The sequence below is a fragment of the Intestinicryptomonas porci genome (assembly GCF_033971905.1).
In the GTDB taxonomy this organism is placed as follows: Bacteria; Verrucomicrobiota; Verrucomicrobiia; order Opitutales; family Intestinicryptomonadaceae; genus Intestinicryptomonas; species Intestinicryptomonas porci.
On sequence record NZ_JALBUT010000002.1, the window covers coordinates 65,983 to 92,294 of the forward strand.

At 47.4% G+C, this 26,312-nt stretch carries 21 protein-coding genes; 14 read left to right on the plus strand and 7 right to left on the minus strand.

The window, feature by feature from the left end; genetic code table 11:
- The first annotated feature begins 251 nt into the window (after nt 1-251).
- Both MOX91_RS02080 and MOX91_RS02085 read left to right on the plus strand, forming a co-directional pair.
- Nucleotides 252-3,317 (plus strand): beta strand repeat-containing protein, encoded by a 3,066-nt coding sequence (locus tag MOX91_RS02080; protein WP_370396420.1) that lies wholly within the window; start codon nt 252-254, stop codon nt 3,315-3,317.
- 74 nt (nt 3,318-3,391) lie between these two features.
- Entirely contained in the window at nt 3,392-3,652 is a 261-nt protein-coding gene (locus MOX91_RS02085; protein ID WP_370396421.1) for an LEA/WHy family protein, read from the plus strand.
- Nucleotides 3,653-3,735: 83 nt separating this feature from the next.
- Here the strand turns inward: MOX91_RS02085 and MOX91_RS02090 are convergent, their stop codons facing one another.
- Nucleotides 3,736-5,472 (minus strand): family 43 glycosylhydrolase, encoded by a 1,737-nt coding sequence (locus MOX91_RS02090; RefSeq protein ID WP_370396422.1) that lies wholly within the window; start codon nt 5,470-5,472, stop codon nt 3,736-3,738.
- A gap of 154 nt (nt 5,473-5,626) precedes the next feature.
- Between MOX91_RS02090 and MOX91_RS02095 the strand changes: the two genes are divergently transcribed.
- The 5 genes from MOX91_RS02095 to MOX91_RS02115 all read left to right on the plus strand — a co-directional run bounded on the left by MOX91_RS02095 (nt 5,627) and on the right by MOX91_RS02115 (nt 10,390).
- Nucleotides 5,627-6,109 carry an Lrp/AsnC family transcriptional regulator gene (locus MOX91_RS02095; protein WP_370396423.1) on the plus strand — a complete coding sequence of 161 codons (483 nt, stop codon included), beginning with the start codon at nt 5,627-5,629 and terminating at the stop codon, nt 6,107-6,109.
- An 84-nt stretch (nt 6,110-6,193) separates the two neighbouring features.
- Entirely contained in the window at nt 6,194-7,369 is a 1,176-nt protein-coding gene (locus MOX91_RS02100) for an aminotransferase class I/II-fold pyridoxal phosphate-dependent enzyme (RefSeq protein WP_370396424.1), read from the plus strand.
- A gap of 4 nt (nt 7,370-7,373) precedes the next feature.
- On the plus strand, nt 7,374-8,942 hold the full coding sequence (gene der, locus MOX91_RS02105) for a ribosome biogenesis GTPase Der (protein WP_370396425.1): 1,569 nt from the start codon (nt 7,374-7,376) through the stop codon (nt 8,940-8,942).
- A gap of 7 nt (nt 8,943-8,949) precedes the next feature.
- Nucleotides 8,950-9,900, plus strand: coding sequence for a methionyl-tRNA formyltransferase (gene fmt / locus MOX91_RS02110; RefSeq protein WP_370396426.1), 951 nt, complete (start codon nt 8,950-8,952; stop codon nt 9,898-9,900).
- A gap of 22 nt (nt 9,901-9,922) precedes the next feature.
- A complete protein-coding gene (locus MOX91_RS02115) occupies nt 9,923-10,390 on the plus strand; it encodes an META domain-containing protein (RefSeq protein ID WP_370396427.1) in 468 nt (155 codons plus the stop codon).
- A gap of 160 nt (nt 10,391-10,550) precedes the next feature.
- On the opposite strand, the gene MOX91_RS02120 is transcribed toward MOX91_RS02115, so the two are convergent.
- Genes MOX91_RS02120 through MOX91_RS02135 form a run of 4 tightly spaced genes read right to left on the minus strand, consistent with a single transcriptional unit; the run spans nt 10,551 to nt 14,299 of the window.
- Nucleotides 10,551-11,237 carry an FKBP-type peptidyl-prolyl cis-trans isomerase gene (locus MOX91_RS02120; protein ID WP_370396428.1) on the minus strand — a complete coding sequence of 229 codons (687 nt, stop codon included), beginning with the start codon at nt 11,235-11,237 and terminating at the stop codon, nt 10,551-10,553.
- 29 nt (nt 11,238-11,266) lie between these two features.
- Nucleotides 11,267-12,469, minus strand: coding sequence for an AIR synthase-related protein (locus MOX91_RS02125; protein ID WP_370396429.1), 1,203 nt, complete (start codon nt 12,467-12,469; stop codon nt 11,267-11,269).
- 12 nt (nt 12,470-12,481) lie between these two features.
- Nucleotides 12,482-13,090, minus strand: coding sequence for a bifunctional phosphoserine phosphatase/homoserine phosphotransferase ThrH (gene thrH / locus MOX91_RS02130; RefSeq protein ID WP_370396430.1), 609 nt, complete (start codon nt 13,088-13,090; stop codon nt 12,482-12,484).
- A gap of 12 nt (nt 13,091-13,102) precedes the next feature.
- Nucleotides 13,103-14,299, minus strand: coding sequence for a beta-propeller domain-containing protein (locus tag MOX91_RS02135; RefSeq protein ID WP_370396431.1), 1,197 nt, complete (start codon nt 14,297-14,299; stop codon nt 13,103-13,105).
- A gap of 120 nt (nt 14,300-14,419) precedes the next feature.
- Between MOX91_RS02135 and MOX91_RS02140 the strand changes: the two genes are divergently transcribed.
- From MOX91_RS02140 to MOX91_RS02165, 6 genes are all read left to right on the plus strand, one after another.
- A complete protein-coding gene (locus MOX91_RS02140) occupies nt 14,420-15,193 on the plus strand; it encodes a hypothetical protein (protein WP_370396432.1) in 774 nt (257 codons plus the stop codon).
- A gap of 94 nt (nt 15,194-15,287) precedes the next feature.
- Complete coding sequence (locus tag MOX91_RS02145) at nt 15,288-17,558, plus strand: sodium-translocating pyrophosphatase (protein WP_370396433.1); 2,271 nt, start codon at nt 15,288-15,290, stop codon at nt 17,556-17,558.
- A gap of 190 nt (nt 17,559-17,748) precedes the next feature.
- Nucleotides 17,749-19,134: a Gfo/Idh/MocA family oxidoreductase gene (locus MOX91_RS02150; RefSeq protein ID WP_370396434.1), complete on the plus strand. Its 1,386-nt coding sequence runs from the start codon at nt 17,749-17,751 to the stop codon at nt 19,132-19,134.
- 16 nt (nt 19,135-19,150) lie between these two features.
- Nucleotides 19,151-19,837 carry a 3-keto-alpha-glucoside-1,2-lyase-like domain-containing protein gene (locus tag MOX91_RS02155; RefSeq protein ID WP_370396435.1) on the plus strand — a complete coding sequence of 229 codons (687 nt, stop codon included), beginning with the start codon at nt 19,151-19,153 and terminating at the stop codon, nt 19,835-19,837.
- A 196-nt stretch (nt 19,838-20,033) separates the two neighbouring features.
- Nucleotides 20,034-21,248, plus strand: a complete 1,215-nt coding sequence (locus MOX91_RS02160) for an MFS transporter (protein ID WP_370396436.1) — start codon at nt 20,034-20,036, stop codon at nt 21,246-21,248.
- Between the two features lie 16 nt (nt 21,249-21,264).
- Nucleotides 21,265-22,374, plus strand: a complete 1,110-nt coding sequence (locus MOX91_RS02165; protein WP_370396437.1) for an ROK family protein — start codon at nt 21,265-21,267, stop codon at nt 22,372-22,374.
- Nucleotides 22,375-22,452: 78 nt separating this feature from the next.
- Here the strand turns inward: MOX91_RS02165 and pheA are convergent, their stop codons facing one another.
- Together pheA and scpB are read right to left on the minus strand one after the other, a co-directional pair.
- Nucleotides 22,453-23,517 carry a prephenate dehydratase gene (pheA, locus tag MOX91_RS02170; protein WP_370396438.1) on the minus strand — a complete coding sequence of 355 codons (1,065 nt, stop codon included), beginning with the start codon at nt 23,515-23,517 and terminating at the stop codon, nt 22,453-22,455.
- 56 nt (nt 23,518-23,573) lie between these two features.
- Nucleotides 23,574-24,356, minus strand: a complete 783-nt coding sequence (gene scpB, locus MOX91_RS02175) for an SMC-Scp complex subunit ScpB (protein ID WP_370396439.1) — start codon at nt 24,354-24,356, stop codon at nt 23,574-23,576.
- 61 nt (nt 24,357-24,417) lie between these two features.
- Between scpB and ilvD the strand changes: the two genes are divergently transcribed.
- The gene (gene ilvD / locus MOX91_RS02180) at nt 24,418-26,241 is read left to right on the plus strand and encodes a dihydroxy-acid dehydratase (RefSeq protein ID WP_370396440.1); all 1,824 of its coding nucleotides are present in this window, start codon (nt 24,418-24,420) and stop codon (nt 26,239-26,241) included.
- Nucleotides 26,242-26,312 lie beyond the last annotated feature (71 nt).

Consider the following 26,312-nt stretch of genomic DNA (forward strand, 5'->3'; position numbering starts at 1 on the left):
CAAAATTGCCCCTGCTTTTCAAGCAATAAAAAACGCCTCTTAAATCCCGAGGCATGCGTATTTAGAATACGGTTGTCAACATTGTTTTATTTTAAAAGGGTTGCATGGCGTTTTTTCAAATTTTGCCTATGCAAAGGCAAGCAGTAAAAAATGCTAAGATGCTTATATTTGTTATATTATGCAAACATAAAGGCATCCGTATTCTAAATACGCATCCTTTTTGCGAAATTTTTTATTTTATGAGAAGAAATATGAGAAATATTATAGCATCATCTTTGATTGCTCTTTTATTAACAAATCAACTTTGGGCAGACTCTTTGTTTGGAACAAATGTTGACACCGAAAATGTTGTGTCATGGGATATTGTCGGCGATAATAATACTTACGGGCTTGTTGTTGGCGGCGGTCAAAATGTTTCAGTAGGCGGAGTAAATCTCTCGGTGGATAGCGACAATTTAAAAGTTGTTGATGTCTTTATTGGCGGCATTTATAATGGCGGCGATGGTAAAAATGTAAACGGCAACATAAACATTGAATTTTACAGTGGCAGTGTTAACACGTTTTTTGTCGGAGGAAACTACCAGTCTGTTGGAACTGTCAATGGCGATATCGGCATAAAAACATATGGAGGGAATTTTTATTATGGAATCAGGGCAGGTTCTATGTCTCCAATTCTAAGCGGTCAAAATTTTCAGACTACAGATAGCAACACCAATGTGTATATCGGCGGGAATACCGTTATTGACACAAGCGGCAACGGCAACGAAGCATATTCTGTTGCAGGTTCGTATGTAAGCGTAAACGACGCCACTCTTACAATCGCCGAAAATGCTTCGATAAAAGGAGATATTTACGGCGGTGGCGGAAGAACGTTAAACGACATAAGCTATATGAATCAAAACGATCTTCCCGATAGCGTCGTGGCAAATTCCGCAAATAAAGTTACAATGAATATTGAAGGCGGAAATATAGAAGGCAATGTTTATGGGGGAGCTCTTAAATATTCCGCAGTGGGTTCTGCTGAAATTAACGTAAGCGGCGGAAAAATCAATGGTAATGTATATCTCGGAGGAGGAGAAGGAGGATCGGGGAAATATGCCCTTACAAAAGGTGATAGCTCCTTGAATATTTCAGGCGGAGAAATAACCGGCAATGTATATGCAAGCGGCTCAAATCAGACCTCGAAAATGCTTGGCAATGTTGTTGTAAATCTTTCAAATGATGCAAAAATCGGCGGAACGATTTACGGCAATGCGGAAAATGCGATTGTCGAAGGTACAAAAACTTTAAACATCGGGACATCAAGCGAAGCATATTCAGGCTCTACTGCGCTTAAAGTTGCTGGTTTTGACAAAATCAACGTTGAATCAAACTCCAATGTAAAGTTTACGGGCATTGCGGCAGATAATTCCGCAAAAATGATTATGGATGCAAAAGGCAATGCGACTGTTTCAGATGCAACCTATTCAAACATAACGAACCGTTCCGCATGGAATAACGGCGAAAATTATTCTACAACTCCGTTATTGTCTGTCCAATCGGGCGGAAGCTTGTCAGTTGAAAGCAGTTCTTTTGAAAACAATTCTTTGATATTTGAAAATTCCCCCGCAAGCGGCGTAGGGGCGCAGGGGCTTATTAAAGTCTCAGGCGGTTCTTTGAGCGTGAAAAATTCTTCGTTTGAGGGAAATTTGAGTGCCACGACTCCTGCGGACGGCGCAGCTTATCCAAACACTCAGGGTTCTGCAATATACGCTTCAAGCGCATTGAATGTTGAAGTGTCGGGAACAAAATTTGCGGGTAATAAATCTTCCGCCAAAAGTGTTCAAGGCGGGGTAGTATCCTTGTTCGGCGGTTCTTACACTTTGTCAAACAATATTTTTGACGGCAATAAATCAGACGCTTCCATGTATCAGGGCGACGGATGGGCTTATGGCGCGGCAGGATATATTTATGACAGCTGGCAGGATTCACCGATAAATCTAACCATAAACAGCAACGAATTTAATAACAATTTGGCGGAAGGCACGGGAGCTTACGGCGGCGCGCTGTACATATATCAAGGCAAAAGCGGTTCCGGCATTTTGATTGAAAATTCGTCTTTTGCAAATAATAAGGCTGTGGGAGAAGAGGAAGCTCTTGGCGGCGCGCTGTATTTGAATGGCGGCTCTTCCACCATAAAAAACACGGTATTTTCAAGCAACGGTGCGAGCGTCGGAAATTACGACTTTTCTTATAACGGAGGCGGAGCGATTATTGTGCGCAATGCCAATGTAACAATATCTGCCGATAAAAACATCAAAAATTTGGGCAATTATTTTTCCCAAAACGGAACTCTTTCAGACGAGCGCGGAGGATTTCTTTTTATGCGCGGAACAAGTTCCGTAAACTTTGACATATCTGAAAATGCGACTTACGAAATCGGAGACGGAAGATCGGGCTATGACTCAATCAGTTCGGAAGTAAACGCAGGTTCAAATCACACGATAAATAAAATCGGATTGGGAACTCTTACTGTAAATTCTTCTATGGAACACTATACGGGGGCATTGAACGTAAACGGTGGCGTTATGAATGTAAACAATAAGCTTGGGGCGTCTTCTGTCAATATTGCAAGCGGCGCGGTATTATCGCTAACCATTAACGGTTCTAACACTCTTTCAAATTCAAATCTGACTTTTTCCAACGCGGGAACTTTGTCTCTTGTAGCAGGTGGAAGCCTTGAAGAAGGTTCGTACGCTCTTTCGGCAAATTCCTCGATTGCGGATTTTGGTTCTGTAAAAGTATACGGTGGTATTTTTGCCGAAAATATTTTTACAGTCGGCTCGGCGGAAAAAATGAATTTGGACAATGCAGGGGCAGCCTTGACGGTTGAAAACAACGGAAGGGTCTCCTTGACGGAATCAGGTTCTGAAAACACTGTGATAAGCATGGCGTTTAACTCGGATTATGCTTCCGTAAATGAAGTGAACACAACAACCCAAAATTTGTTGTCCCAAATCGGCTCTGATTTTGCGGCGGCGGCTTCATATTCTTTCGATGTGGTAATGGATGGTGGAGACACTGTTGTTTTGAGTTTCTTGGTGGATAATCCGTTTTTGAATTTGTCGGATTTCTCTATTTATCATAAGGCGGACGGGGAAGATGTTTGGGCTGTTGCAGACGATGTAAGCAATGTTTCTTACGATGGGAAATATCTTTCTTTTATTGTTTCCCATTTTTCGGAATACGGATATGCCGCAATACCCGAACCTTCGACGTATGCGGCAATCTTGGGCGCGGTTGCTCTTGCGTTTGCGGCGTACAGAAGAAGAAAGTAATTTTTTTATAGGTATAAAATAGGATATGGGGCTTTCGGGCTTTATGCCCGAAGGCTCTTTCTACGGAAGGGAAGATGAACTCCTACTCGGAATACGGATTTTTGGATTTCTTTGTGGAAGTCGTATTTTCGCAAGGATTTTTATTTTTTACGCTTATTGTTGTTATATTTGCGTTCTTGTGTTTTAGGTTTTACAAGCTGAACTTTACGGCAGTCGATACTTCCGAAAGTGAAAATAACGGCTCGTACAAAATGGGGCTTAACATTTCACTTTTAATGTTGATGGGCACTGCGGCAACACTCTATTTCTTGTACCTCCTTTATTCGCTTTTATAATTTCTTCTTATAGTCAATAAAACGAGGCGGGGACTGCTTTTTTGCTGTCCCCGCCTTTCCGTTTTTGGGATTTTGCTAATTTTTTACTTGGCTTCCTTGATGTCTGACACTTTGCCAAATCCGGCCCGGTTGAATGCTTCAACTGTGAAGAAATACGGGGCGCCGATATTTAAGAAAGAGCCTTTTAACTTGTTTTCGCGCAGGGTGTATGCCGTATGTAGCTTGTCTTTTTCTATGCCGTAGCGCAAAACATAGCCTTCTGCATTTTCAACTTCGTCCCAAGAAATTTCGACGTTTCTCGGGTCTTTTGAGTCTCGCAAAACGGTAATGTTTTCAACCTTTGCGGGCTTTTGCATATTCGCGCTTCCGAAAATTCTGAAATCGGAAATCGAGAATTTCCCGCCGTCCATGTCTGCTGAATTTTCGATTGCGACGTATCTTGCCTTATGCGGATTTTTCAAGACTTTGAGCGAATGCGGGGAATCTTTTTGGTTTTCGGATTCGTCCAAAATTTGAACCCAGTTTTTGCCGTCTTTTGAGGCGAGCACTTTGTAGCGGTAAATCGGGACAGGGTCGCCGTCGTAAGTATTGAATCCCTCGTCTGCAAAGTTTATGTGAAGCGCGCTGATTTTACAAACCTGCCCCAAGTCGATTTCAAGCCTTTCGCCCTTGTTGCCCGTGTTTGCCGACCAGAATGTTTCGATTTTTTCGTCAACCGCGTTCTTTGCGGAGAAATCTCCAAATTCGGAAGTCGCCTTCGCTCCTTTTTTGTACGACAGGATGTTCCAGTTTTTGGACAGGCTTTTCTTTGAAAAATCAATTTTCTTTTGCGGAATTTCAAACGGGCGGTCGGTAAATTCCGTTAAGGAATACATTTTGCCGTTTTCGTCGAAGAATGTCGGGAAAAGCCCGAGACGGCGTTCAAAACCGTGGTGTATGCCAACAAGCATTGAAGCCACATGCCAGTAGTTGCCGAATTTGTCCTTGAATGTTCCGCCGTGCCCCGCGCCGCCGATAAATCCGCCGCGCTTTGCGGAGAAGGGGCTGTTTTTCTGGTAAACGAATTTTCCGAGAGGGGAGTCGGAAACATATACGCCGTCGCCGTAGTTGCGCCATTGTGTGCCGGGAGCCGCGTATTGCAGGTAGTACTTGCCGCCATGCTTTATCATGTTTGCGCCCTCGTTCCAGCCGGACCTGTCGTCTTGGTTGTTGCCTCCGGATTTTTCCCAGCCGTTTGTCTTAAATTCGTGCCCGATAAGCTCGACGGGTTCGCCAATCATTTTGTAGTTGTTTTTCGGATCGACTTCAACTCCCATAATCGGGTCTTTCGGGTTGCAGCCGAAATATATGTAAACTCTGCCGTCGTCGTCTTTAAAGAGAGCGGGGTCGGTATCCCTGCGGGGATAATCGACTTTTATTCTCTTCCACTCGCCGCTTTCGGGGGCGGAAGTCGTCCAAAAGCTATCGTGCCCCGATACGAAGAATACGATTTCTCCGTTTATTTCAGCCACGGTCGGGGCGTAGTTTTCGGTAGGGAAGTTCTTGGGGAACTTTATGTATTTGAAAGAAGCCAAGTCGTCGCTTGACCAGTATCCGCCCGACTTTGAGGCAAACAGATAGTATTTGCCCTTGTACAAGATAATTTCGGGGTCTGCGGCTTCCCTGCGCGGCGGTTCGTTTTTCATCTGCGAAAATCTGTAGTTTATGTCTATCGGATTTATCGCGATAGGACCGCTTTTTGCGCATGCGCACAGCATTGAAAGCGGAAGCACCATAAATGCGGCAATTCTGAAATAAAAGTGTTTTCTGTTCTTTCCCATGATGTAATGGGAATAAAAAAAGTCTCCCCGTTCAAGCAAATATTGGGAAAAAGTCCGTATTTTTGTCTTTTTGCGCCTAAAACAAAAAAATTCGCCGAAAATCTAAAAAAAAGAGTTTTAAAACTTAAAGATGTGTGCAAGATTGTTTCCCATTATGGAAAAGGTCTTGAAACTTTTATTGGAAGGCGAAGCTTTGGACACGGAGCAAATCGGTAAAATATTGTCGATGTCAAAGCCCGAAGTGGAAGCGGCAATTCAGAAAATGGTTGACGACAAAATTTTGCTCGGGTGGAGGCCCGTGTTCAATCCCGACTTTGAAGGGAAGTCGGTTGTCAGGGCTGCCATCGAGCTTAAAATAAGCCCCGAGCGCGACGGTGGTTTCGACCGCCTTGCCGAGCGCGTCAGCAAGTTTGAGCAGGTCGAGTCCTGCTATCTGATGAGCGGCGCGTACGACTTGCTTTTGTTTATAAAGGCCCGCTCCCTGCGCGAAGTCGCAAGCTTTGTTTACGAACGCCTTGCAAGCATTCATGGCGTGACTTCGACTGCTACGCACTTCTTCTTGCGCACCTACAAGCAGCAGGGCTTTATGTTAACGACGGAAAACTCGAACGAAGACAGACCTTTGGTTTCGCCGTAGAATTTAAAGGCGGATTTCTTTGCGGCGCGCTTGCCGAGAGTCGGCGCGGCTGTATTTTTTTTGAAATAGAACAGGAACATAAAAATGGGCAGATCTGCATCTGAATTTGTTGCAAAACATGTAAGGCAAATTCCAAAATCAGGAATACGCGACTTTTTTGCAATCGCTTCTACCATGAAGGACGCCGTGTCGCTTGGCATAGGCGAGCCTGATTTCGTAACCCCATGGCATATCCGCGAAGCGGCGATTTTCGCTCTCGAAAAGGGCAAGACCTCTTACACGGACAATTTGGGTATGAAGAGTTTGCGTGTCGAAATCGCAAAGTACGTCGAAGCGAATTTCAACGCATCTTACAATCCCGACAACGAAATTTTGGTGAGTGTAGGGGCGTCCGAAGCCTTGGATGTCGCGCTCAGAGCCATAATCGAGCCGGGCGACAAAGTCATGTACCACGCCCCGTGTTTTGTTTCGTATTCGCCGAGTGTCGAACTTTGCCACGGTGTTGCAATTCCCGTAAACACTTACGGCAAAAACCGTTTCGAGCTTGACATTGAGGACGTAAAGCGCGCCTGGCAGCCGGGGGTAAAGGCGTTCATTATGAATTTCCCCACAAACCCGACGGGCGGAACCGCAACCCGAGCACAGCTCGAAGAGCTTGCAAAATTCGCGAAGGAAAAAGACTTTCTCGTCATTTCCGACGAAATCTATGCGGAGCTTACCTATGAAGGGGAGCACATTTCCATAGCTTCTCTTGACGGAATGAAAGACCGTACGATTTTCATACACGGATTTTCAAAGGCGTTTGCAATGACCGGTTTTAGAATGGGATACGCCTGCGGGCCCAAGGAAATCATAGACGCAATGATGAAGGCGCACCAGTATGCGATTATGTGCGCTTCGATAGTCTCGCAGGAGGCGGCGGTGGAAGCTCTTAAAAACGGCAGAAAAGACATGGAATTTATGCGCGAAAAGTATCGCCAGCGCAGGGACTTCATTGTCGGCAGGTTCAACGAATTCGGTATGGACTGCTTTATGCCGCGCGGCACTTTTTACGCGTTCCCGAACATCGAGCGTTTCAAAAAAACTTCAATGGAAACCGCCAAGCTGATTTTAAGCGAAGCGAAAGTGGCGATGGTTCCCGGAAGCGCGTTCGGTTCTTCGGGCGAGGGATATTTGAGGGCGAGCTTTGCCACGAGCTACGAAAATATCATAAAGGCAACCGATAGAATTGCAAAAATCCTGCCTAAACTTGAAGGGTGATTTGATGTCAAACTGTAAAAGCATAGCCTTGGTCGGGCGTCCGAATGTGGGCAAGAGCCGCCTCTTTAACAGAATGCTGGGGCGCAGGGTAAGCATTGTCCACGACATGCCCGGCGTCACGCGCGACATTGTTGCCGAAAAACTGCCTTGCGGCGTTCTTTTGATGGATACGGGCGGCATCGGCGCAACCGCCGAGATGACGCAAAAAGTCATCGCCGATGCGACAAACGAGCAGGCGGATTTTGCAATTTCAGCCGCAGACTTGATAATATTGGTGGTTGATTCCCAGTCGGGGCTTATGCCTCTTGACGAGCAGATTGCCGACAAAATCAGAAAAAGCGGAACGAATGCAATTCTTGCCGTAAACAAATCTGACATCCCCGAACACGATTCCCGCATTTCGGATTTTTGCAAGCTCGGTTTTTCAAACGTCTGCCCGATTTCCGCCGAACACGGCAGGGGAATGGATGAACTTTGGCAGGCTGTCGAATTTTATTTGGGCGAGCTTAAAGACGAAGAGCCTTTGGAGGAAGCCGAAAAGCGCGTGAAAATTTGCGTTGCGGGACGCCCAAATGTCGGCAAAAGCTCCATCGGCAACCGCTTGCTCGGCTCAAAGCGTCTGATTGTAAGCGACGTTGCAGGCACGACGAGAGACTGCGTGAAATGCGACATCGATTTTGAAAACGACAGGGGCGACGTCTTGAAATTCGAGTTTTTCGACACTGCGGGCGTGCGCGCGCGCCGCAAGGTGAATACTTCGCTTGACTTCTTTTCGACGATGCGCACCAAAGAGGCGATTGCCAAGTGCGATGTTGTGATGCTTGTAATCGACGCAATGGAAGGCGTTTCAGAATCCGACCAGAAACTTGCGGGTGAAATTATGGAAACCGGAGCGGCGGTTATGCTTGTAGTAAATAAGTGGGACTACGCCGTAAACGCCTTCAAAAAAGACGGTGTAAGGGGTTACGACAGCATTTCAAAATTCCGCGAAAAGTTTGAGGAGGCTGTGCGCGAACGCCTGTTCTTTTTGAGCGGTTCTCCCATTCATTTCGTCTCCGCAAAGGAGGACAAGGGAATGGAAGGGCTTTTAATAGGGGCGGCAAAGCTTTACAGGAAAATGGCAAAGCCGCTTCCTACATCGAAGGTAAACGTGCTTCTTAAAACTTTGATTTCGGACAATCCGCCAAAGTATGTCAACGGGCGCAGGTTCAAGGTTTATTACGCACTTCAAACTTCAAGCCGCCCATTGACTTTGCGCTTATACTGCAATAATGCCGACATATTGACTGACGCGTACAAAAAATTTTTGGAAAACAGCATGCGCGAAAATTTCAAGCTTGGCGGAATTTCTCTAAAACTCGACCTTGTTGGCAAAACGAAAATCGCCGCGGACGAGCGTTTGGCGCAGAAGAACTTTAAAATAGGCAAGGTTAAAATCGAAAAGCCTAAGCGCGCCAAAAAGCCCGCCGACAAAAAGAAAACAGATCCGCGCAAAAAGCATTCCTTGAAAAAGCTCATCGCAAAGAAAGAGGCGATGCGCCAAAAAATTAAGGCTCTTCGCAAAAAGAAATAGAGGCTTTATGAAAATTGCGTTTATGGCAAGCGATGCGGTGGCAATACCCGCAATAGAGTCGGTTTGGAAAAATCCTAAAACCGAGCTTGTCGCAATCGTTTCAAACCCCGACAAACCTAAAGGTAGGGGCGGCAAGGTGTCTCCAAACGATGTCAGCACATGGGCTGTTTCGCACGGCGTTTTGCTTTTGCGCCCCGAAAAATCGCCCGATAAAGATGTCATTGAGGCTCTCAAAAATGCGGGGGCGGAATGCGTTGTTGTAATGGCTTACGGCAGGATTTTAAAAGAGGAGTTTTTGAATTTCGCCCCTTTGGGCTGTCTTAATTTGCACGGCTCGATTTTGCCCGAACTGCGCGGGGCTTCGCCAATAGAAACCGCCATTGCTCTCGGCAAAACTTCCACGGGGGTAAGCCTTATGCGCATTGTAAAAAAAATGGACGCGGGCGATGTTGCTGATGTTGTCGAAACTGAAATTTCCCCGCGCGAAACGGGGAAGTCGCTTCGCGAAAAAATCGGGATTGACGCGGCGCGGCTTTTGGAGCGCAATTTTGATAAAATCGCGGAAAAAACTTTGGTTTTTACTCCGCAAAATGAAGAAAATGCCACTTATTCGCGCAAAATTTCAAAGTCGGATTTGTATTTGGATTTTTCAAAGAGCGCGCGCGAGCTCGACTTGCGCATACGCGCTTTCGGCTGCGGAATAGTCTCAATAAACGGGGAAGTTTTGAAAATCGGAGAGGCTTTTGCAAATAGCGGCGGCAAAAATATCAAATTCGGAATGGTTGCGAGCGTCTCGAAAGACCGCATTTTAATCTCTTGCGCGGAGGGTTTTTTGAATGTTCAAAAAATTCAGGCTCCGTGCGCGAAAATGCTTTCGGTAAGCCAATTTTTGAACGGATATAAGATTGATCATGGCGTTGTTTTTGATAAATTTGAAAACGAAAAACTTTTAAAATGAAAATTTTAACGAAAGGTGTGTTATGAAAATAATTTCAAAATCTTTGGCGGCGTTGTCTTTGGTTTTGCTTTGCGCCTGCTCCACAATCGGCGAATATATGATGTCGGACGAAATTACGGGAGTTCAATGGAAGCCCATGTATGTCGCGAATTTGGAAGGAGTTTCAGCCCCCCATAATAACGAAACAGATTTCGGACCCGTTTATATTTCTTTTTCAAAGGGCGACGGCGGGTTTGATGTCCGTGGAATGTCTGGTTGCAACATTTTTAACGGCGGTTTGGAGTTTAAGGGTTTAAACGATGTTGAATTTACTAAAATGCTTTCAACCAGAAGAATGGGAAAGTATGCCGCTTATGAAAATAAATTTCTCGAAGCTCTTGCCCAAACAAACTATATGATGCTTAAAAACGGAATTCTTTATTTTTGCAAAAAATCAGATGACGGCACTTCTATGGTTGTTATGAAGTTTTGCAAGGGAAAGAAAATTTAATAACTTTGCCTGTTAAGCGAAATTTGCAGGGTGGTTTTAACCCTGCAATTTTTTTATTTTCCTAAAAAGTATCAGGCTGTTTTGTATAAAATATTTCTAAATTTTTAAGACAAAAAAAGCGGAGTTTTTTTACTCCGCTTTCCTGCTTTTTGTAAAAGCCTTATTTTACTTCGATTGTTTCCACTTCAAATACAAGCGGAGAGCCTGCCGGGATTATGCCCATTGAGCGGTTGCCGTAGCCGAGTTCGGCGGGAATGTAGAGCATAATTTTGCCGCCCTTGCCGACTTTCTGCAAGCCTTCGCGAAATCCGGGAACAACGTTTGCAAGCGGAAATTCAGCAGGGCCTCCGTGCTTTGCCGACGCGTCAAATTCCCTTCCGTCGGGAAGAGTGCCGACATAGTTGACCTTTACGGTCGATTCCGCTGTCGGCAATTCTCCTTCGCCCGCTTTCAAGATTTTGTAGCGCAAGCCGCTTTCGGTTTTAACGATGTCTTTTTCGGCGTCGATTTTCTTCCAAAATTCTTCGTATTTAGCCTTGTTCTTTTCAAGCTCCGCCTGAATCGCCTTTTCAGCCTGGGCTTGTAAAAATTCGTTCATTTTCGGCGCGATTTCCTGCGCGCTTTCGGGAATCAGCTCGCCTTTAATGCGCGCTTCAATGCCTTCTATGAAGACTTTTGTCTGTTCGGGTGTAAGCTGGAGCTGGTTTGCGCCGACGCGTTCGCAGGCAATCATTCCATAGAGTTTGAGGTATTCTTTTTCTTCGTTTGTCATTGCGTTTGTTAGTGGTGAGGCGAGAAATGCCAAGAGAGCCGCTCCCGCGATTTTAATGTATTTTGATGTTTTCATAAATTTAATAACGGATTTTTGGTTTTTTATTAAGATTGAACGTATTTTATTTCTTCGCCGTTTGCCGAAAGAGTCAAATGGTTTTTGCCGTCTTTTCGCTTGCTTGGTTCCGTGCGCCCCACGATTTTAGCTTCGATTCCGAAAGACTTTGCAATGTCGATTACTTTTTGGGCGTCGGAGGGTTTGCAGTATATTTCCATTCTGTGCCCCATGTTGTAAACTTTGTACATTTCCTGCGTCGAAGTTTTGCTTGCGCGCTGGATTGCCCTGAAAATCGGGGGCGGCGTGAAGAGATTGTTTTTTATGAAATGCACGCTTTTCCCGAAGCGCATACACTTTGTCTGCCCCCCGCCCGAGCAGTGGATTATGCCCTTTATGAGTTTCGGGTGTTTTTTCACTATTTTTGCGATGACGGGGGCATAGGTGCGCGTCGGGGAAAGCAAGGCTTCGCCAACTGTCATGTCCGATTCGGGAAGCTTGTCTTCAAGCTTGTAGGGGCCGCAGTAAACGAGGGATTTTGGCGTATTGGCGTCGTAAGTTTCAGGGTACTTTTTGCGGTAGTAGGGCGAGAGCATGTCGTGGCGTGCGCTCGTAAGCCCGTTTGAGCCGATGCCGCTGTTTTCAAAATCTTCGTATTTTGCCTTGCCGAAAGAGGCAAGACCTACTATCGAAAGCCCCGCGTCTATTCCGTCGGGCATCAAAACCTTTTTGCGGTCGAGAACTGCCACTGCGCAGGAATCGACGACCACGCTGCCCGTGAGGTCGCCTACGTCTGCGGTTTCTCCGCCGCCGGAGTAAGTTTTAACCCCGAGTTTGCAGAGTTTGTTTGTGAAGTCTTCCGCGCCGCCAATGAGTTCGGCGAGGGCTTTCGCGGGGAAATTTACGGCGTTTCTGTTTACGGTGTTTGAAATTACAATTCCTTCAAGCGCGCCGATGCAAAGCAAGTCGTCAATGTTCATCACGATTGAGTCCTGTGAAATGCCGCGGAACACGGAAGCGTCGTTTGTTTCCTTGAAATAGAGGTAGGCTATGATTGACTTTGTGCCGCTGCCGTCTGAATGGATTACGTTGCACTTGCTCTTTGAACCCGTAAGGTAGTCTTTCGTGATTTTGCAAAATGCGTTCGGAAACAGCCCCCTGTCGAGCTTGTCAACTGCCGCATGCACTTCTTCTTTTGAAGAAGAAACTCCGCGGGATGCGTATCTGTCGGTTGCGTTTTTCTTTGATGCCATAGTTTTCGATTGTTAAAGATTTTTTGAAAGCTCCGTGAATTTTTCCTTCAACTGCGCGTAGTTTTCAGCTGTCGGAAGGTCGGAATTTTCTTTTGCGAATTTTTCTGTCGGGCGGTACAAAACGGCTTTGTCGGCGGCTCTTAGCATTGACAAGTCGTTGTAGGAATCTCCCGATGCCACAACGTTGAAATTCAGGCTTTTGAATGCCTCCACCGACTTTCTCTTCTGGTCAGAAATTCTAAGCTTGTAGCCGGAAATTCTTCCGCCATCTTCTATTTCGAGCGAGTGGCAAAACAAGCTTGGGTAGCCAAGCTTTGCCATTAGCGGCTTTGCGAACTGCTCGAAGGTGTCGGACAATATTACGACTCTTCCTTCCCCTTTCAGCCAGTCCAAAAATTCCCTTGCGCCTTCCAGCGGCTCCATTTGCCCGATTACGTTTTGAATGTCGGCAATTTTTATGTTGTGGGAATCCAAAATGTCGAGGCGGTAGCGCATCAGCTTGTCGTAGTCGGGCTCGTCGCGCGTGGTGCGCTTCAAGGCTTCGATGCCCGTTTTTTCAGCCACGGCAATCCATATTTCGGGTATGAACACGCCTTCCAAGTCTAAGGTGTAAATTACCATTTTATTGCGCTTTTAATTTTTTAAAATGAAGTCGGCTTCTCCGCAGTTGCCGAGATTTTTGGAATGCAGTGCGGTTTGCTTTTGCGTGATTGAATCGACTATGTAAAGGGCGCGGCTTTTGCCGTGGTTTTTCGTGAATATTATGTGCCTTCCGTCGTTTGTCCACTTCGGCAGGCTCGATGAGCCACCCGAAGTTATCACTCTGCTTTCCTTTGTTTCAAAGTCGTAAACCGCTATTTGAAAAGCCCCGTTTTGCGCGGTCGTGAAGGCTATCAGGTTGGGATAGCGTTTGTTCCAGTCGGGCTCGGAGCAGTAGCCGCTGATGTTTGTCGGTATTCTCTTCATTGTGCCGCCGTCAGAGGGCATTGTGTAAAGTTGGGGGCCTCCGAGTGCGTCGCTTGAAAAAATCAGCTTTTTGCCGTCGGGCGACCAGCTTGCGCTCGCTTCGGCGGCGGAGGTTTTTGTCAACCTTTTCAAGTTGTTTTTCGCGTTTGACATGGAAGATGATGTCCAGACTTCAGCATTGCCCGTCGCAGTCAAAATCATTGCGACTTTCGAACCGTCGGGGCTGAACGCCCCGCCTGTGTTGGTGCCTTTGAAGTTTGCGAATGTCTTGCGGCTTTTCGAGGCTAAGTTTATTTCGTACAAATCCATCAGTTTTGTGCGGTAGTAGCCCGTATAGATTATTTTTGAGCCGTCGGGCGACCAGTGCGGAAGCAGGGAATCGGAATTGTCGTTTGTTATGGAGCGGATATTTTGGAATAGAATGTCCGAAGTATAAATTTCGGTATGACCCGTCCTGTCGGAAACGAAAGCGAGAGTTCCCGTGAAATATGACGGCTCTCCCAAAATTTTCCTAACGACCAAATCGCAGGCTTTTGCGACGGCATTTGCGGTATTTTTGCCGTAAACTATTTGGGAGAAAGGTTTTGAGCCGTCTATTTTAAGTTCGACGGAATTGTTTTGGGCTTTTGAAAAAGATATGTTAAAATGCGCGTCGGCGCTTGTGAGCCTGAAAGAGCCGTGCGTTGAAAGCGCGCGCCTTGCGAGGTTTGCCGCCTCGTCGGAGCCTGAAATTGAAATCCTGTAAACAGGAGCTTTGCTGTCCCAATTCTTGGTAATGTCCACTGCTTTCGGCTCGGCGTTTTGCGCGGGCGCGCAAATGCACAGAGCCATTGAAAAAAGCGTTAAAAAAAATATCCTCAACATACTTCTGACATAAAAGAGCAGAGCTGCTTTTCTTTCAACATTTTTTTATTAAATTTTTACTGCGCCTTGAAAAATAAAATTTTCTTGCAAGGAATAAAATAAGCCCTACATTTGATTTCTATGGAAAAGTTCTTGTATTTATCTCTCGCTCCCGAAGCCTTGATTGCTTCAAACCTGCCTCCCGAACAGTTTGGCGCGTACTACGCAACAGGCGACTACCATCGCTCGTTTGACCAGGCCATATTCTTTGAAATCAATCCCGATTTCAAAAGCGACTATTTCCCGATGAGAAAGTTCGACGAGCTTTGCGTTCCGCATGCCGACGGGACTCCGCACAAGTCGGTTTATTTGTCCGTTTACCGAGTTTTGGAGCACGTCCCGATTTCGGCATTTCGCAATTTGTACCTCACTACTGCCGACGGCAGGACTTTGGAGCTTAAAAAGGCGGACTTCGTTCCCGATTCCGACAAGCTTTTTCTTTATCAGGACTTGGCGCCCGCCCGCCCTCGCGTTGCGAGCGTCCTAAACCCGAAGGAGTACGCAAGCCGCTTGACAAGCCCCGAAAGGCTTGTGAACATGGCAAAAATCGCGTTTTGCGATTTAACTTTGGGCGGGCTTGAAAAAGATCCCGAAAACGGTGACGCCCAGAACCTGCCATATAAAAACATTCCGCACTTGCGCGACTGCATTCGTGAAATAAGCTTAAAAAGCGGCAAAAACAACAAGGTTGTCGTGCGCAACATGGTGGGCGAGCTTCTTTTCAGAACAGTAAAGCGCGGTTTTTACGTTGGCGCGGGAGACGAGTTTATATATTATCCCATGCCTTCGCGCGAGGAGCTTGACGACAAGTATTACACATGGTGGCGCAGCGCGCTGACAACTTTCGGAGCTTAATCTGAATGCAAGGCGGATGGGATTTTTTCCTGTCCGTTTTGTTATGGACTTTTTTCTTATTTAAAAAATCAACTAAAACTTAAAATAGCAAAAAATGAATTCAACTGAAATTATCCAATCCGCCTCCGATACGGCTTCTTCCTGTCCGTTTGCATCCATTCCTCCAATATTTTGGCTTGTGCCAATCGCTTCGATAGTCGCTCTCGGCTTTGCTTTATATTTTTACAAAAGCATGAAAAAAGAGGAGGCGGGCACTGAAATTATGCAGAAAATCGCCTCTCACGTCCGCGCGGGCGCGTTTGCCTACTTGAAACAGCAGTATAAGATTGTGGGAATCGTGTTTGTTGTGATTGCGGCTATTTTCGCCTATTTGGGCTGGGTTGCGGGCATTCAGAACAAGTGGGTTTGGGTGGCATTTCTCACCGGCGGATTTTTCTCGGGACTTGCGGGCTTTTTCGGAATGAAGACGGCGACTTACGCAAGTTCGAGGGCGGCATGGGCGGCAAACCATTCTTTGGACAAGGGGCTAAGGGTTGCTTTCCGTTCGGGGGCTGTCATGGGGCTTACGGTTGTCGGACTTGCGCTTTTGGATATTTCGGTTTGGTTTTTGATTTTGAACGCCTTTGTAGAAGACGCGAGCGCATCCAAAAAGATGGTGATAATTACCACCACAATGCTTACTTTCGGCATGGGCGCGAGCTTGCAGGCATTGTTTGCGCGCGTTGGCGGCGGCATATTCACGAAGGCTGCCGACGTCGGGGCTGACCTTGTCGGAAAGGTTGAGGCGGGCATTCCCGAAGACGACCCGCGCAATCCCGCAACCATTGCGGACAACGTTGGCGACAATGTCGGCGACGTCGCGGGCATGGGGGCGGACTTGTACGAATCTTATTGCGGCTCGGTGCTTGCCACTGCCGCTTTGGGCGCGGCGGCATTTATGTCAGACCCCGCAACGCAGATGAAGGCTGTTCTTGCGCCGATGCTAATTGCGTCGGTTGGCACTATCTTGTCGGTAATTGGCATTTATTGCGTAAAGGTTAAGTCGGGGGCAAACAGCAAGCAGCTTTTGGGCGCGCTCGGCAAGGGCGTAAACGTAAGTTCGGTTTTGATAATCCTTTCGTCTTTGGCGATATTGAAATTTTTAAATCTTCCGAATGTGTGGGGCAACTGGGCGGCGATTATCGTGGGTCTTGTTGTAGGCATTTTGATTGGCAAAGTTACCGAATACTTCACTTCCGAAGCTTATGCGCCCACAAAGCGAATTGCAGAACAGGCGCAGACAGGCCCTGCCACTGTCATAATCGGCGGAATGGGAACCGGTATGTTCTCCACCTGCTATCCCGTTCTTTTGATTGTTGTTGGCACTGCGCTTTCTTACATGTTTGCCGCAAACTGGGATATTTCAAACATGGCAAGCGGCTTGTACGGCATAGGCATTGCGGCTGTTGGCATGCTTTCCACTTTGGGCATAACTTTGGCGACGGACGCCTACGGGCCCATTGCCGACAATGCGGGCGGCAACGCCGAAATGTCGGGTCTTGGCAAGGAAGTCCGCAGGCGTACCGACATGCTTGACGCCCTCGGCAACACTACCGCCGCAACGGGCAAGGGTTTTGCAATCGGCTCTGCCGCGCTTACTGCTTTGGCTCTTCTTGCTTCCTACGTCGAAGAAATCCGCATGGGCATAGCCCACGGAGTAGGCGGAGGCGGCAAGGCGGACGCTGCTGTTGCGGCTCTCGGCAAGCTTGGCAAAACTTTGGAAAACGCAAACCTTGTCGATTTCATGAATGTTTACGAAGTGCATCTTATGAATCCGCGCGTGCTTTTGGGGCTTTTTATAGGCTCAATGATGGCGTTCCTGTTCTGCGGGCTCACAATGAACGCGGTCGGCAGAGCGGCAACCCAGATGGTAAATGAAGTCCGTCGCCAGTTCAGGGAAAAGCTTGGCATTATGGAAGGCAAGGCGGAGCCTGATTATGCAAGGTGCGTTGAAATTTCTACAAAAGCCGCGCAAAAGGAAATGATAATCCCCGCGCTTTTGGCTGTTTTCGCCCCTGTTTTGGTCGGGCTTGTTTTCGGCGTTGCGGGCGTTTTAGGTTTGCTTGCTGGCGCGCTTGCGGCGGGCTTTGTGCTTGCGGTTTTCATGGCAAACAGCGGCGGCGCGTGGGATAACGCCAAGAAGTTTATCGAGCAGGGCAATTACGGCGGCAAGGGTTCGGAAGCCCACAAGGCGGCGGTAATCGGCGATACGGTTGGCGACCCGTTCAAGGATACTTCGGGCCCGTCATTGAATATTTTGATAAAGCTTATGAGCATGGTTGCCATCGTAATGGCGGGGGTTACGGTTGCCTGTTCCATGTTTTGACAAACCGTAAATTTGCAAAGGGCGCATCCGTTTGAGATGCGCCTTTTTTGTTAAAATGTTTGACTTTTAAGGATATTTTTGCAGACTTTTTATTTGTTAACAAAACAGATGTATTTTGATGGGTGCATAAAGTCGTTTTTTGCGCCTTAATAAATATTTTAACCATGCTGAAAATAAAAAAGGGGAGTATATGAATATCATATCGCGTAGGAACTTCTTGCAGGCAACGGCTTTGACAGGCGCGGGTTTGGCACTCGGACCGTCATTGTTTGGCAAAGAGGAAGTTGTTGACAAAAACTGGAAATCGCCGCACACAAACTTGGTAAGTCCTGACAAAAAGGTGCGCCTTGCAGTCATCGGCTGTGGCGGGCAGGGTGGCGTTGACGCAAATATTATGGCAGGAGGCGTGCAATTTGCGGCTTTTGCGGACGTCGATTACGACAGGGCTTCGGCTTGGTTTTTGAGAGAGCCGAACGTCCCGCGCTACCGCGATTACCGCAAGATGCTTGAAGAGCAGAAAGACAACATCGACGCTGTTTTGATTGCCACTCCCGACCACACCCACTTTCCCGCCGCCGTCATGGCAATGAATTTGGGCAAGCATGTTTATGTCGAAAAGCCCGCCACTCACACAATCGGCGAAGCCCGCTATTTGAAGGCGCTTGCAAAGAAAACCGGTTTGGTGACCCAAATGGGCAACCACGGGCATGCTTACGACGGATGCCGCGAATTGAAAGAATGGATTGAATCCGGCGTCATCGGCGACGTTACGGAAGTCCATATTTGGACAAACCGTCCCGTTTGGCCGCAGGGCTTGCCAAATCCCGACCCCGAAAAGAAATTTGAAGTTCCCTCAACTCTCGATTGGAACTTGTGGCTTGGTGTTTCAAAATACTACAACTACAATCCCGACTACGTTCCCTTTGACTGGCGCGGAATGTGGGATTGGGGAACAGGCGCAATCGGCGATATGGCATGCCATATGTTCGACCCGATTTTCACTGCGATAGACTTGCGCGGAGACGTTAAAGTTTCTTCGGAATCGGAAGGCGCAACGGAGTTTTCATGCCCCAAATGGGCAAAGGTAAAGTACGAAATCGGGGCGTCAAAAACGCGTCCGAAGCCTGTCGTCTTTAATTGGTACGAAGGTCAGTGCCGCCCGCACTTGAAGGACTTGCCTGACGGCTTGTTCAAGGAAGAAAAAGATATTCCGCGCACGGGAATGCTTTATGTCGGCACAAAGGGCGCGATTATTGACACCGACGACTACGGCACGCGCATGCGCTTGCTGCCCGCCGAAAAATGGGAAGTCTTCCGCAAGAACCGCCCGCCGAAAAAGTATGCGCGCGTTCCGGACAGGAATGCCCGCATGGAATTTATCCGCGCCTGCCAGGGCGGACCCACTCCCGGCTCAAACTTTGTCGAGCACTCTATGGACTTGACGGAATGGGGACTTCTCGGCGTTCTTTCGCTTCGCCTGGGCAATAAGACCATTGATTGGGACTACAAAAAGGGCGTTTGCCGCGGCTTGCCCGAAGCAAACAAGTTCATTCACAAGGAATATAGAGTATTCTAATTGAAAGGTTTTCTCGATGAAAAAAATATTTGTATTTTCAGTTGTCGCGGCGGCTTCGATGCTATTTGCTTTTGCCGCTCCGAAAAAGGAAGTTTTCGTAAAGGAAGCGCAAGTTCTTTCAAAGGTTGACAGCGCGAAGTCGAACTCAAAAAAGTGGCCTTCTTCGGTTGTCATTTTTAAGGACGACATGTCTGCCGCAAAATCTGCGCAAAAGAACTGGACTATTGAAAGAGGCGAATTGAAAGGTGCGGAAGGTGCTCCCTTGGTTATAAAAAATGCAAAGGGCGTTTACGCAATTTCCCTTGAATTTAACGCCGACGAAGCGGGAGAAGGCTGCATATTCGTGCGCGCGCCCAAGGGCGACGTCTCGAAGGCTGTTCGCATAAAGCTTTGCCAGCTCAATTCCGACAAAGGCGAAACTTCGATAGGCTCCATAAACGGCGTAATTAAGCCGGGCAACAAATTTAACGAAACAAAAGACGGACGCTGGTCCAGAATTATGATTTTCGTTGAAGAAAACGGCGTAAGGGTTACTCCCAACACAAACCTTTGCGGGCACTATGCCGACCGCAATTTCCTGACTTACAAGTGGGAGGACATCTCAAAGAAGTCGGGTTATGAAGTCGCGGGCGAAGGCGAAGCGGGCTTCCTTTGCGAAAAGGGAAACCTGAAATTTAAGAACATAACCATTACGGTGTTCTAAAAAGCAGGGCGTTTTTACAAAAATCCGCATTTATTCTTTTTGATGCGGATTTTTTTGCGCCTTTAAAATTCTCTGTTTTGGATTGTACGCTTTTGCGGAACAGGGCGTTATTCTAAAAACATTGCGATTTTTCTGTTTTTTATTGAAAAACAAATAATTTAAAAACATAATTTAAGCTTTATAACAAAAACTTTCTATGAAACTTAAAACACTGCCAATATTTTTCGCTTTCCTTTGCATGGGATTTGGCGACGCGGTTAATTCTTTCGTCGGCATAGCAAAGGGAAAATTCCAACTCGACAACTTCGAGGCGAATTTAATCGCCTTTGCGGGGTTTATAATGTTCGGGCTTTTGTCTGTCCCGATGGGCATAATCCAATCTAAAATCGGCAAGAAAAAAACGCTTTTGACGGGCTTAATCATAGCGTTTGCGGGCGTCGCATCTGTAATGGTTTTGGGAGTGGATAAATTTTCGATTTTCCTTTCGGCAATTTTGATGCTTGGCGCGGGGGCTACTATTTTGCAGGTTTCGGGAAATCCCATCATGCGCGATGTTTCCGACGATGGGCAGTATTCAAGCAATCTTTCGCTTGGGCAGTTTGTCAAGGCGATAGGCTCTTTCACTGCTCCCGCGGTTTTCACCATTGCGGCGTTGAAGGGCTACACCGAGGAAAAATGCTGGCCCGTGCTTTTGCCGATTTTTGCCGTTTCCATTTTAATTACCATAATTTCCGTCGCGTCGTTAAAAATTGAGGAAAAGTCTTCCGAACGCGCGGCGTCGATAGGCTCTTGCCTGTCGATGCTGGGAAATCCGTTTGTTTTGATGATGGTTGCGGGGATTTTCCTGTATGTCGGCGCGGAAGTCTGCATAGGGTCGGGAATGCCCGTTTACTTTAAGTCCAAGTTCGGCTTTTCGATGGAGTCGGCAACGCAGTTTGTTACATATTTTTACATAGCAATTATGGTTGCGCGTTTCTTGGGCGCGGTAATTCTTAAAATAATTACGCCTAAGTCGTTTTTGATTTTTACTTCTATTCTTTCCCTGGCGGGTTTTGCGATGCTTGCGGAAGGCGGAAAAACGTTTACCATTGCGGCTTTGTTTGTGATAGCTTTCGGGTTCGCAAATATGTTCCCGCTGATATTTTCCATTGCCATCGACAAAATGCCAGAAAAGTCGAACGAGCTTTCGGGGCTTATGATTACCGCAATTTGCGGCGGCGCGTTTATTCCGCTTGTCATGGGCAGGCTTGCCGACAAGTTTGATACTAAAACAGAAGAAATTGTAAATGGCGCGGTTCAGATTGTTTCAAACGGAGACGGCAATTTAATCGGCTTTATCGTTCCCGCGCTTTGCACGGTTTACATTTTGGCGGTTGGTTTTTTGGTAAAACCCTCAAACAAGCAGAATTAAAAACAGGAAAATTTTTATGAATTACGAAAATGACAACAGAGTGGTTTTGACTCTTGATGCGGGCGGCACGAATTTCGTGTTTGTCGCAATGAAAGGCGGCAAACAGCTTGGGGAGAGCGTGCGCCTGCCTTCCGAGTCGAAGGATTTGGACAAGTCCATTGCGAACATGAAAGAGGGATTTCGCAGGCTCATCGGGCAGATTGGCGAAAAGCCTGCCGCGATAAGCTTCGCATTCCCCGGGCCTGCGGATTATCCGAACGGCATTATTTACAACGTCGGCAATCTGCCCGCCTTTGCAGGCGGTGTTGCATTGGCTGACGTATTAAAGGACGAATTCGGCGTTCCCGTCTTTATCAATAACGATGGCGACTTGTTTGTTTACGGAGAGGCAATCGCGGGCTTTTTGCCGTACGTCAACAAGAAGCTTGAAGAGGCGGGAAGCAGCAAGCGTTATAAAAAACTCTTCGGTGTCACTTTGGGCACGGGTTTTGGCGGAGGCTTGGTTGCCGACGGGGAGCTTTATATCGGCGACAATTCAAATGCGACGGAAGTTTGGCTCTTGCAAAACGGCTTGCATCCCGACTGCATTGCCGAAGAGGGGGCTTGCATACGCGCGGTTCAAAAGGCGTATGCCCGCAGGATAGGCGCGCAAGACTACGCCGCGCTTTCGCCGAAAGACATTGAAGACATTGCGCTTGGCAAGCTTGAAGGCGACAGGCAGGCGGCGGTTGAAGCTTACGAGGAAATGGGGCATGTCATGGGAGACGCTCTTTCGACAGCCGCGACTTTGTTCGACTCTTTGATTGTAATCGGCGGCGGTTTGTCTTACGGGCACAGGCTCTTTATGAATTCAATTTTAAAGCGCATGAACGGCACAATAAAAAAGTACGACGGCACTGTTTTGCCGCGCCTTGCGCAAAAGGCTTACAACCTTGAAGACGAAGGCGAACTTGCCGAGTTTGTCAAGGGAAGCGAAAAGAAAATCAAGGTTTACGGCTCTGACAGGGAAGTGGTATTTGACCCCGTAAAACGCATCGGCATCGGTGTTTCGAAGCTCGGAACTTCGGAAGCCGTCGCAGTCGGTGCGTACGCTTTCGCGCTTCATAAAATCGACTCTCAAAAGTAATTTTGCTTTTTCGCAAAACAAAAACGGCTCTGAGCTTTATGCCCGAGCCGTTTTTTTGCCGTTTCAAACAGCACTCCGCTATTTTATGGGATAAGAGCCGAGCCATTTGATTTTTGGAAGAGACATTTCAAGTTCTTTGAAGACCCTTCTGGTGGCTTCGTCTTCCCAATGCCCCAAAAAGTCGATGAAAAACAGGTAGTCCCACGCTTTTTTGCGGCTTGGGCGGGACTCAATCCTTGTTAGGTTTATGTTGTTGCGGTTAAAGGGCATAATCATGTCGCAAAGAGCTCCCGGGCGGTCGTTTAAAGACAAGACAACGCTCGTTTTGTATTCGACGTTTTCAGCCTTTGGCGGCTCTTTTTGCCCGATTACCAAGAAGCGTGTTATGTTTTCGTGCTTGTCTTGAATTCCTTTTTCAATGACGGGCACCCCGTAAAAATCGGACGCGACTTCGCTTGCGATTGCCGCAATTTCAGGATTTTCATGGGCGAGCTTTACCGCGAGGCTCGTGCTTTCCACATACTCTATGTCGGCATTCGGCAGGTTGCGGCGTATCCAGTTTCTGCACTGGCCTATCGCTTGGTCTTTAGAGCATATCTTGCGGATTTCCGCAAGCTTCCCGCGCGAAATCAAGCATTGCTCGATTTTTAGATATATCTGCCCCACAATCATGAGCTTTGATTCTGCGAGCATATCCATTGTGTGGAAAACCGCGCCTTCCGTGGAATTTTCAATGGGCAGAACCCCGTAGTCGCATTCTCCGAGTTCGACGGACGTGAAAATGTCGGGGATAGAGTGCATTGCGCGGTATTCGACGCTTGAGCCGAAGTTCTTTATTGCCGCCTGCTGGGTGAAAGTCGCAACGGGCCCCAAATATGCAACTTGCAGTTTTTTTTCAGCCGAAATTGAGGCGGATATGATTTCCCTGTAAATCGCCTTCAAGGCTTCTTCGTCTATTCTGCCCGCGTTTTTTTTGATGAGATTTTCAAATACTTTGCTTTCCCTGCTCGGCACATAGATGTTCTCGCCTTTTTCGAGTTTTATCCTGCCTATTTCTTTTGCGCATGAAATTCGTTTTTCAAGCAGGTTTAATATCTGCGTATCGAGGCTGTCTATTTGCTCTCTGAAGGTGTTTTTGTCCATAAATTTTCCAATTACTTTTTTATTAAAGTGTGTGTGGAATTTTTTTTAAAGAAAAATCATTCCGAAATTTCCCGATTTTCCTGATGGAGTTCGGAATTTTTATTTGTGCTTGGCGTATCCAGATTTGCAATTTCAGCCCCATCTTTTTCAGATGCAAGCCCGACGTCTTCGTTTTTGATTTCTTTCGGGTTGCTTGCCCTGCGTATCCATTCCGAAATTTGATTGGGGCTTAAAACGTCGGAGGCGGGAAGCTCCTCTATAGAGGTTATGCCGATAAATTCCAAAAAGGCGGAAGTCGTGCCGTATTGCAGGGGACGCCCGGGCAGGTCGGCCCTGCCTGTTATTTGTATAAGCTCCTTGTCGGAAAGCCTTGCGATTGCGGAATCCGCGCTAACACCCCTTATTGCTTCTATTTCAGCTCTTGTGACAGGCTGGCGGTAGGCTATTATTGCGAGGGTTTCAAGAGCCGCCTGCGTCAGGCGTTGAGGGCGGGGGTCGTTTCTTAGCAGCCTCACCCAGTCTGCATAGTCGGGGGAAATCGAGAGCTTGAAGCCGTTGGGACCCTGCAAAATTTTGTAAACTTCGCGGTTTTCTTCAAATTCGCCCGACATAGCGTCTATCGCCTCTCTGATTTGCGTGGCGGTGAGCAGGGTAGGGACTTGGGCTATGATTTCGTCAATCACGCCTTGTTCCCCGCTTTCGGAGTCTTCGTTTTGCTCCTGCGCCTTGTCGTTTTCTTCGTGGTAGCGGGTAATGACTGCCTGGATGTCTTTTATGGAGAGCCATTCGCTTGTCGAAAACAACAATGCCTTTAAAATTTTCTTCAGATTAAATTCCATGTAAAAAAAACTTTACCTTATAGAATTAAAGTCATTTTATAATCTCACAACAAAAAAATTTATGTTTACAAGAAAATCCAAAAAAAGTTTTGAAGGCAGGAATATGGCGGGGGCGCGTTCTCTCTGGCGCGCGACGGGCGTAAAAGAGGGCGATTTTAAAAAGCCGCTCATAGCAGTCGCCAATTCTTTCACCCAGTTTGTCCCCGGCCACGTCCATCTTGACGAAGTCGGAAAATTCGTATGTCAAAAGATAGAGGAGTTCGGCGGCATAGCAAAAGAGTTTAACACTATCGCAATCGACGACGGTATCGCAATGGGGCATGGCGGAATGCTTTACTCTCTCCCATCGCGCGAGCTTATTGCAGATAGCGTTGAATACATGGTAAATGCCCACTGCGCGGACGCCTTAATCTGCATTTCGAACTGCGACAAGATTACGCCGGGAATGATGATGGCGGCAATGCGCCTCAACATACCTACGATATTTGTAAGCGGGGGTCCCATGGAGTCTGCAAAAATCGTGGTTGACGGCGTTGAAAAGCAGATTGACATGATTGATTCCATGGTTGCGGGCGCAAACCCGAATGTAAGCGACGAGACAGCTCTTGAAATCGAACGCGCCGCTTGTCCTACTTGCGGCTCGTGCGCGGGAATGTTCACCGCAAATTCGATGAACTGCCTGATGGAGGCAATCGGAATGGCTCTTCCAGGCAACGGCACAACCGTTGCGACTCATACGGAGCGCAAAAATCTCTTTGAAAAGGCGGCAAAGCGGATTGTCGAAATGGCAATCGAATATTACGACAAGGAAAATGTTTCGATTTTGCCGCGCTCGATAGCGACCCGCGCTGCATTCTTAAACGCGATGAAGCTTGACATCGCAATGGGCGGAAGCACGAACACCGTTTTGCACCTTCTTGCAATCGCCCGCGAAGGCGAAGTCAACTTTTCAATGCGCGACATAGATTCCCTTTCAAGAGTTACTCCGCACCTTTGCAAGGTTTCGCCGAGCGTGCCAAACGTGCATGTTCAGGACGTGCACCGCGCAGGCGGCATTTACGGCATCTTGGGCGAATTGAACCGCGCGGGGCTTTTGGATGTTTCTGTTAAAAACGTCATGGGAAAAACTCTTTCGGAAACTCTCGAGAAGTTTGATGTTTTGTCTGCTGATTGCGACGAAGAAACCAAGCATTTTTACAAGGCAACGGGCGGGGGAAAGTTCAACATCAAGGCTTTCTCGCAGTCCGCGTACAACGACACTTTGGATACCGACCGCGCAAACGGGGCGATAAGAAACATTGAAAACGCCTACTCAAAAGACGGCGGCTTGGCAGTCCTCTTCGGAAACATCGCGCGCGACGGCTGCATCGTTAAGACTGCGGGCGTTGACAAGAGCATATTGAAGTTTAAGGGCACCGCAAAAGTTTTCCACTCCGAAGGCGACGCAAGCAAGGCAATCTTGGGCGGGGAAATCGAGCCCGGCGACGTTGTCGTAATCTTGTACGAAGGTCCCAAGGGTGGTCCGGGTATGCAGGAAATGCTTTATCCCACGACTTTCTTAAAGAGCATGGGGCTTGGCAAGCTTTGCGCGCTTTTGACCGACGGCAGATTTTCGGGCGGAACAAGCGGGCTTTCTATCGGGCACGCTTCTCCCGAAGCGGCGGACGGCGGCGACATTGCGCTAATCAAAAACGGGGACATGATTGACATCGACATTCCGAACCGCTCAATCTCGCTTTTGATTTCTGAAGGCGAAATGAATGCGCGCAGGGACGCCATGAAAAAGGAAGGTTATCTTCCCAAGCGCGACCGCGTGGTTTCCAAGGCGTTGCAGTTTTATGCCCGCAACGTTTCTTCCGCCGCAAACGGAGCTGTTCGCGTATAGCCGAAAATTCATTCCAAACAAAAAACGGCTTTCTTTCAAAGAGAGCCGTTTTTTTGCGGATTAGCTATGGT